We start from the raw sequence: 7649 nt of genomic DNA on the forward strand, positions 1-7649 counted from the left end.
ACCAGGTAGAAAAAGAAGAGTGGAGGCAAAAAAAGAAAAGTCTTTGAATGCGAAATAAAAGAAAAGGGGAGCCTGGTGCAATAAAGCCTGGAGATTGCCAAGGTAGGGTGTTGCCATAAATGGAACACGTTATTCTGTGAAACAGTACTGCATTTGTTTTTGAGAATCGTTACTATTAAAGAAATCAATTAACAGTAGGGATTCACTATGCTGCGTTCGTTACTGCGTCTTGGCTTGTCCGGTGTGCTATTGAGTAGCTTGATTACCAATGCGCAAGCCCGAGAGCTGGAGACTGCTTTTGGAGAAATTGAAGTACCTGATGCGCCAGAGCGTGTTGTAACGCTATATGAAGGCGCGTTAGACGCATCGTTGGCCGCCGGTGTCACCCCGATAGGCGCCATTGCTTCGCGTGGCAGCAAGGATGTCGCGGCTTACATTGGTGAGCACACCGATGTAAGCACGCTGGAAATGGTCGGTGTTACCCGTGAACTCAATATCGAAGCGGTACTTCGTTTACAGCCTGACCTGATTCTTGCAGCACCACAGCTTTCTGAAGAGCAGTACCAGTTGCTGTCACGTATTGCCCCCACGGTCGTCCCTAAAACAAGCGGTTTTTCTCGAGACAGCTGGAAAGCAGAAACGCAGCTGTTTGGTCAGGCGCTGGGTAAAGAAGCAGAAATTGATGAAGCGCTTGAAAAGGTGGAGCAGCGTGCCGCAGAGCTTAACGAACGTTTGAGTGATGCCAATGTCGGCGGCACCGCTTACCTGGTGCGGTGGATGCCTGCTGGCCCCATGGTCATGTCCTCTGAGCTGTTTTCAACCGGCGTACTTGCTTCGACAGGGCTGATAGTGGAAGACGAAGGCCTGGTCAGTGAGGGCAGTGCCCATAGCGATGTATTAAGCCTTGAAAACCTCTCACTGATTGACAGTGACTGGCTATTTCTTGCCACGCTAAATGAAGATGGCCAGCAAGCGTTGGAGGCTGCTGAACAGAGTAATGCCTTCACCCGTTTGAATGTTGTGCAACAAGAACACGTTGTGCCTGTGAATGGCCAGGTATGGAGCAGCGCCTCAGGGCCGCTGGCCGCCCAGGCCATCCTGAACGATATCGAACAAGCGCTCTTGCCTTAAGCGTCCTTACTATCAAGGTACGCCTGTGAAGGAACGAACATGTCAGTAAGTTCGCTAACGCAGCGCTTTGAACAACGAACGCTGCTGTTAAGCCTGCTCACCGCCCTAGTGGCGGTGAGTGTCGTTAGTTTGTTGGTGGGGGCTGGCAGCGTTTCGCCATTACAAGCGCTCTCTATGCTGTTGGGTAGCGAAGACAGTGACGCGCATTTTGTGGTATGGGAACTGCGTGCACCACGCACCTTGATTGGCATTGTGGTGGGGATGGCGCTGGGTGTTTCGGGTGCGCTCTTGCAAGCCGTTGCGCGTAACCCGCTAGCGGAACCGGGGTTGCTGGGCGTCAGTGCGGGGGCGGCGTTTGCTGTTGCGTTGGCGCTAGTGCTGGGTTCAAGTGCGGCCACCCTACGTATTTCCGTCGCGCAGTTGGGTGCATTGATAGGCTGCCTCTGCGTATTGGGCGTAGCGCGTTGGCGCGGCGTGGGCAATGACCCTGTGCGCCTGGTGCTGGCCGGTGCTGCTTTCTCGGCGTTGCTGGGGGCGATGACCGCGCTACTGCTGCTGTTTGACCAGCGCTCTGCTGACGAAGTGCGCTTCTGGGTGATTGGCAGTTTGGCCGGCCGTCGTCTGGAAGATCTAATAGCCGTATTGCCTTCTATCGCCTTTTGCACGCTTTTGGTTGTGTTGATTGCGCGCCCTTTATCCGCATTAGCGCTCGGGGAGCGGATGGCATCGGGGCTGGGGCATCATCCTCAGCTGATTCGTGCATTGGTCGTACTTTGCGTAGCGCTATTGGTCGGGGCCGCAACGGCCATTGCCGGGCCTATTATTTTTGTCGGGTTGGTAGTGCCTTTTGTTGCTCGCGCGTTTGCCGGGCCGGATATCCGACGCACTCTATGGTTTTGTTTACCGATTGGCCCGTTAATCGTCGTCTCGGCCGATGTTATTTCCCGCTTGGTGGTCGCTCCCTCTGAACTACCGCTGGGTGTTCTTACGGCATTGTGCGGAGCGCCTGTGCTTATAGCTGTTGTACGCGCCCGCCGTTTACCCATGTTGTGAGTTTGTTATGACGCCTCGCTGGTTAAAAGCTGAATTCAAAAAACAGGGCGCCACGGCTGTGGTCGCGAGAACACCCGATATGGGAATGGTGCGTTATGAAGAAGAGCCATTAGAGCCGCCAACGGGATACTGGCGCTGGGGCGAGCGCCGAGGCGATGGCTACAGTATTCTGCTTGAGCGGCGAGCCGTTTGGGTTAACAGTGGGTTGGCGGTCACATTGCTGCTCGCCTGCATTACCTACCTTAGCCTTGGCACCGTCACCCTGGACCCGCGCGATGTAGTACAAGCACTGGCTGGGCAGGGCGATATGATGACCGGTTTTATGGTGCAGGAGTTACGCTTGCCACGGCTTGTGGCCGCCTGTTTGACCGGAGGCGCCTTTGCGCTGGCGGGTATTTTGATGCAAACGCTGGCACGTAACCGCTTGGCCACGCCCGGTATTATTGGTATTGATAACGGTGCCACTGCCTTTGCGGTAGCCTCCGTTGTGGGGATGAGTGTATCGCTGGCGCCTTCCGCGATGGCCTTGACCGGCGCTGCCACGGCTGCCGTTATTACCTTTGGGCTTGCAGCTGGCAGCGGCACGCAAGGGTACCGGTTTATCGTTGCGGGGATTGGGGTCGGGGCCATCTTTGGGGCCATTACGCAACTGATGTTGGCACGCGTGGCTATCGATACAGCCAATGCTGCTTATCCCTGGACTGTCGGTTCCCTCAATGCCCGTTCCGGCGGCTCAGTCCAGCTGCTGGGAATTGGCTTAGCGCTGGGCTTTGTTGCTGCGCTGGTGCTGGCACGCTCACTCACGGTGTTGCGATTTTCCGACGCTACGGCCAGCGGTTTGGGCATCAACACCACCGTGCGCCGTATCCAAATATTACTGCTATCGGTTGCTTTAACGGCCTTGGCCGTTGCGGTGGCGGGGCCCGTAGGCATGGTGGGGCTAATCGGCCCTGAAATTGCCCGTGCACTTTCCACTCCGCGCCATGTGCCGGTTGTCGCGGCTACGCTGGCAGGTGCGCTCGTGATGGTGTTAGCGGACCTTGCGGGACGAACGCTACTGTCGCCAATCGAACTGCCGGTTGGTATTGTCACCGCCATCATCGGCGGCCCCTGGCTTTTATGGATTTTGATGCGCCCGCAACGGAGTCACGCATGAACGATTTTCGAACCCCGCCCACACTAGCCACTCACGCATTAAGCATGGGTTATGGCACGCGGCGGGTGATCGATGGCCTGGAGGTGACACTGCCCAGTGCCAAAGTGACAGCCATTGTAGGGCCTAACGGATGTGGTAAATCGACACTACTTGCGGGCCTGGCGCGTTTGCATAAGCCCGATGAAGGTAGCGTGTTGCTCAACGGTGAAGATATTCAACGCTTACCGTCTCGCCAACTCGCCACGCAGTTGGCGCTGTTGCCCCAGGAGGCTATCGCTCCAGAAGGGCTAACGGTAACGGAACTGATTCGTTTTGGGCGTCAGCCGCATCAGGGTTGGTTGCGGCAATGGTCAGCCGAAGACCAGCGGGTGGTACAACACGCGCTTTTAGCGGCAGGGCTTGAGGATTTAGCGGATCGCCCCATTGACGCGCTTTCGGGTGGGCAACGCCAGCGTGCGTGGATCGCTATGACCATCGCTCAGCAAACGCCGCTTTTACTGCTGGATGAGCCGACTTCCGCGCTTGATTTAGGCCACCAGATCGAGGTGTTTGAACTGGTGCGCCACTTGGCTGGGCATGGTCGCACCGTGGTGATGGTACTGCATGATTTAGCCAGCGCTTGCCGCTACGCGGACCACTTGATCGCCATGTGTGATGGAAAAATTGTTGATCAGGGCGCGCCTGCGAATGTGGTCACGCCAGAGCTGGTGCGCAAGCTGTATCAGGTCGACTGCACGTTACTTTCCGACCCGGCGACCGGTAGCCCGTTACTGGCTAATGTGCGCCGGGCGACCGAGCCCGCTTAAAAAGATTATTCGCTAAAGGCTTAACGGTTAATCAGCAAGGCATTCAGCGTAATGGGCACGTTATCGTCAATCTGTTGATAGCCAAGCATGGATAGCAGAGTACGGACCGTGGTGTTTGCCATTAACGTCTTGCCATCCAGCGTCATTGGCTCTGCGTGAGTCACCCTCACTTGATTCAAGCCTTCGCGGGTAAAGCGCAAGGGCACCGACTCCTCCCGGTTCACCATTTCGTTTTGTACACGAAAGGTAATGGTCTCGACCAGCGACTCATTGATATCCAATGCATCCAGCCGTTCCGGCGGCATCTGCCCAACCAGCGTGACCAGCGGAGTATTCGACAGCAGAGCGACCCACGGCGGTAGATCATTAAAGCGCGAAAGCAGATCGGTCTGGCTCAACTTGAGGGGCAGGCGCAGCGTGCCATCGGGCGAGATATCACCTTCTAAATTGCGCACCTGATGATGATGCGTTTGAGGTGTCGCCCCGTTGAGCTGAGTAATCGCCGCCTCTACACGCGACTCACCAGGATCAAGCTGCCAATCGGCCTGAACAGGCGCCGTTAGCAGCAACGGGAAAAGAGCAATCAAAGCTTTCAAGGCGCGTCTCCGCATAAAGAACTTCACTTCAAGACCCGCAATCCCGTAAAAAGTGCCATTCCCGCACGAAGATACATGCGTAGGGGGTAGCCTCGCCCCGCCACATTCGCTATTATATGCACGCTTTTCGGGCCTATAGCTCAGTTGGTCAGAGCAGGGGACTCATAATCCCTTGGTCGTAGGTTCAAGTCCTACTGGGCCCACCATTTTTCAATGACTTATCCTCGCGCTTCCCCTTCCTTTCTGTACTTTTCCTCAAAGTGGCAACCAAGTGTCAACCGAAGACTTTCGGGCCGTATGTGATTGCTTCCCTTAAATGATCCGGTGCTAGATGTGCGTAACGCATGGTCATTTGTATACTTTGATGTCCTAATATCTTTTGAAGTATTAGTAAGTTACCGCCGTTTATCACGAAGTGACTTGCGAACGTGTGCCGTAAAACATGCGTGCGCTGCCCTTTAGGCAATTGGATATCTGACGCTTTAAGAGCGTTGGTGAAGGCTTGGCAGGGGACATTGATCAGGCCTTTGTGGTGGTGGGAGCGGGAGGCGCATCACTACCAGGGGCTTCCAGCGGTGTTTTATCGCCGCCTTCTAGCTGGGTAATACCGTGCTGAATTAGGCGCTCGCCCAGGGCTGAGGGGGTTAGGCCGTGGGTGCCTGCCTGGATCAAATACCGGCTATGAATTTCCTGATCGAGAAAGACCCGGATGGGCTGTTTTTTTACTCATGTGTATAACTCCGGAAGGACTAAAGGCCGTTGTGGATAAGGGGCGGCGCGTTAGTCGTGGGGTTGTGGGTCGTTGCGCGGGGAAAACCACTACCGAGGAACGGGGGGAGGCATTGGTAGCAGTGGGACCGCAGGGAGTGGCCGGGGCGAGGCCATAGTGCTTGGTGAGGTAGTTCAGGGCGTGCTGGTAGTGCTTAAAGACGATGCCGTACGTAGTGCCTTCATGGACGTTAGAAACACGGGTAATAGTGGTGTCGTTCAGGTCGAGCGCTGGCAGGTGGTCAGCAGGTACGGCGATAAAGCAGAAGCCGCCTGTCGGTACGATGTGTTGATGTAGCAATAACACTGTCTGGCGTCGCTTTATCGTCGAGCATAAGGCGCTGAGTGCAGATGGTCAGGCCTTCGATATCAAGCAACGTGATAAGCGCTGCGAGAGAGACAACAGGGGCTTGAGTGGTGATAGCGTTCATGCCCACTCCTCAGCGCTAAGACATTGGGCGTTGAGGAGCGCTACATTGATCATGCGGTAACGACCAACCTTGATGGTGGGGAGGTAGCCGCGGCGGATGTGACCTTGAAGCACACCTTCATCTTGGCCGGAGAGCTGCGAGAAGTGTTCGATGGTCATTGTTGGCACGGTGGCCGGAACCTGGGGCGCGTTGCTCGTTTCCATGTGTCATTACCTGCACTGTAATGGGCTGTGATAGGCTTTGAATCAGTAAATGCGTTTTTGCGTTAAAGCGTTATTGCGTTAAAGCAGTAACATTGCTGTGTGGTATACCGATTTATCGGTATACCACCTAAATTCGGGATACCGAGAAGTCGGGACATGTCAAGCAAGCTGACCGAGAAAATACGTCAAATACGCGAGGCCGAAACAAGCGGACGAGCTGAGTTTTCCCAACTGATTGGAATCCCTAAAAAACTTTAGAGAACATCGAGTTAACAGGCAGAGCGCCAAAAGGTGAAATGCTAGAAGCTGTTTGCAAGCAATGGCCGAAGTACACACTTTGGTTAATGACTGGCCAGACAAATGAGCCGTGCGGACAAGTAAGCCCCGATATAGAGAGGGCACGTAGCACGTTGAAAAAAACGGGGATGGATACCGACTAGCGCAGCGAGCTGTGAGTAACTGGTTTCACAGAGGCGAGAGGTGTGGGTAAAGGGGCAGGGTATGGGGGCAGCGGAAACAGCAAAGGAAGTATTTAGCCATCTTATAAAGTTGGCCCTCCTGCTTGGCGGGGCGGCCGTTTTATATGTATGGCTAGAAAATAAGCTCTTGAAAAAATTTAAAAAGAAAAGAAGGGGAAGAAGATAATGCAAGGTATTGATGGAAGTTTTGCTAATGTCTGGAGTGAAATGGAAGCAAGTTATACACTACGCAGCTCTTGAAAATTTTCCTGTTAATAGTTGTTGTTATTTTCTTTATCTATTGTTGTATGTATGAGATTGATTACAAAAGAGAAGTAAAAAAGCAATGTGTATTGTGAGGGCTGAATAGAAAATATGATGACATAACTTAAAATTAGAGGCGGGGTTTAAAGAATGATTAGTAAGATTCTAGGCTTAATGTAGCTGATGAGTGAGAGGTTTGCTTATGAAATTTAAAAATTGGTGGGAAAGTTTTTTCAATAAAGTAAGGTTGTTTATTAAAGATATAGACCTGCCTATACGGAATTTTCTAAAAAATGATAAAGAAATATGGGATTATGAAGAAGTTAGAGAGTTTGTTAAAGAGTCTTCGAAGTTCTTTACTATAGTAATATGTTTAGTTGTCGTTTTTTTTATGGTGCTAAATTTTAATGCATTTCAGCCGTTTTCAGCAGGTTTCGATATAAAAGAAAATATTGCCATAGTAGGCGCTATAATAGCTGGCTCTTTTACAATGCTTAGCTCTATTGGGAATACTGAAAATAGTATTAGGTCGTTAAGAAGTAAATGGCTGGACGATTCTAGAGAAAGTTTGTCAAAATATATTTCAAGATGTAGGCGGTATTTAAGTTTGTGTAGTCAGCTTAAGAATAAAAGAAATAGTATGAAGCGTAGAGAGTACTCCCTGAATGAATTTGAAGGGGTAGATGACGAATATGTTAAGATAATATGTAGTGGTCAACTAATACCGGACAGTAATTTAAGATTTTCCTCAGCCACAACGGGAGGCATACCATCGTTAAATGA

Annotated in this window: 10 protein-coding genes, 1 tRNA gene and 1 pseudogene; 8 read left to right on the forward strand and 4 right to left on the reverse strand. The window is 52.3% G+C overall.

Going from position 1 to position 7649, the window contains the following annotated elements; translation table 11 throughout:
* Positions 1-207 precede the first annotated feature (207 nt).
* From INT20_RS12745 to INT20_RS12760, 4 genes are all read left to right on the forward strand, one after another.
* A complete protein-coding gene (locus INT20_RS12745) occupies positions 208-1131 on the forward strand; it encodes an ABC transporter substrate-binding protein (protein WP_193054481.1) in 924 nt (307 codons plus the stop codon).
* Positions 1132-1170: 39 nt separating this feature from the next.
* Positions 1171-2184: a FecCD family ABC transporter permease gene (locus tag INT20_RS12750; protein ID WP_193054482.1), complete on the forward strand. Its 1014-nt coding sequence runs from the start codon at positions 1171-1173 to the stop codon at positions 2182-2184.
* Positions 2185-2263: 79 nt separating this feature from the next.
* On the forward strand, positions 2264-3340 hold the full coding sequence (locus INT20_RS12755) for a FecCD family ABC transporter permease (RefSeq protein ID WP_407647902.1): 1077 nt from the start codon (positions 2264-2266) through the stop codon (positions 3338-3340).
* Complete coding sequence (locus INT20_RS12760) at positions 3337-4146, forward strand: ABC transporter ATP-binding protein (RefSeq protein ID WP_192527436.1); 810 nt, start codon at positions 3337-3339, stop codon at positions 4144-4146. The genes INT20_RS12755 and INT20_RS12760 overlap by 4 nt, the downstream gene beginning before the upstream one ends.
* A 20-nt stretch (positions 4147-4166) precedes the next feature.
* Here the strand turns inward: INT20_RS12760 and INT20_RS12765 are convergent, their stop codons facing one another.
* Positions 4167-4742, reverse strand: a complete 576-nt coding sequence (locus INT20_RS12765) for a hypothetical protein (protein ID WP_226912165.1) — start codon at positions 4740-4742, stop codon at positions 4167-4169.
* 129 nt (positions 4743-4871) lie between these two features.
* Between INT20_RS12765 and INT20_RS12770 the strand changes: the two genes are divergently transcribed.
* Positions 4872-4948: transfer RNA gene (locus INT20_RS12770), tRNA-Ile, on the forward strand.
* Positions 4949-5016: 68 nt separating this feature from the next.
* Here the strand turns inward: INT20_RS12770 and INT20_RS12775 are convergent.
* Positions 5017-5244, reverse strand: a pseudogene (locus INT20_RS12775) (tyrosine-type recombinase/integrase); the annotation flags it as partial.
* 17 nt (positions 5245-5261) lie between these two features.
* Positions 5262-5414: a hypothetical protein gene (locus INT20_RS12780; protein WP_193054485.1), complete on the reverse strand. Its 153-nt coding sequence runs from the start codon at positions 5412-5414 to the stop codon at positions 5262-5264.
* Positions 5415-5628: 214 nt separating this feature from the next.
* On the opposite strand from INT20_RS12780, the gene INT20_RS12785 reads away from it, so the two are divergent.
* Positions 5629-5808: a hypothetical protein gene (locus INT20_RS12785; protein WP_193057017.1), complete on the forward strand. Its 180-nt coding sequence runs from the start codon at positions 5629-5631 to the stop codon at positions 5806-5808.
* A 129-nt stretch (positions 5809-5937) separates the two neighbouring features.
* Here INT20_RS12785 and INT20_RS12790 read toward each other — a convergent pair whose 3' ends face one another.
* Positions 5938-6144 (reverse strand): DNA-binding protein, encoded by a 207-nt coding sequence (locus INT20_RS12790; RefSeq protein ID WP_193054487.1) that lies wholly within the window; start codon positions 6142-6144, stop codon positions 5938-5940.
* A 501-nt stretch (positions 6145-6645) separates the two neighbouring features.
* Between INT20_RS12790 and INT20_RS12795 the strand changes: the two genes are divergently transcribed.
* Both INT20_RS12795 and INT20_RS12800 read left to right on the forward strand, forming a co-directional pair.
* On the forward strand, positions 6646-6789 hold the full coding sequence (locus INT20_RS12795; RefSeq protein ID WP_193057018.1) for a hypothetical protein: 144 nt from the start codon (positions 6646-6648) through the stop codon (positions 6787-6789).
* 279 nt (positions 6790-7068) lie between these two features.
* Positions 7069-7649, forward strand: a 581-nt coding sequence (locus tag INT20_RS12800) for a hypothetical protein (protein WP_193057019.1), incomplete at its 3' end; no start/stop codon positions are given.

It is taken from the genome of Halomonas citrativorans, assembly GCF_014898005.1.
Taxonomy (GTDB): Bacteria; Pseudomonadota; Gammaproteobacteria; order Pseudomonadales; family Halomonadaceae; genus Vreelandella; species Vreelandella citrativorans.

Coding starts and splice junctions, on each gene's coding strand:
- INT20_RS12745 (WP_193054481.1), top strand. CDS start 208: ATGCTGCGTTCGTTACTGCGTCTTGGCTTGTCCGGTGTGCTATTGAGT.
- INT20_RS12750 (WP_193054482.1), top strand. CDS start 1,171: ATGTCAGTAAGTTCGCTAACGCAGCGCTTTGAACAACGAACGCTGCTG.
- INT20_RS12755 (WP_407647902.1), top strand. CDS start 2,264: ATGGGAATGGTGCGTTATGAAGAAGAGCCATTAGAGCCGCCAACGGGA.
- INT20_RS12760 (WP_192527436.1), top strand. CDS start 3,337: ATGAACGATTTTCGAACCCCGCCCACACTAGCCACTCACGCATTAAGC.
- INT20_RS12790 (WP_193054487.1), bottom strand. CDS start 6,144: ATGGAAACGAGCAACGCGCCCCAGGTTCCGGCCACCGTGCCAACAATG.
- INT20_RS12795 (WP_193057018.1), top strand. CDS start 6,646: ATGGGGGCAGCGGAAACAGCAAAGGAAGTATTTAGCCATCTTATAAAG.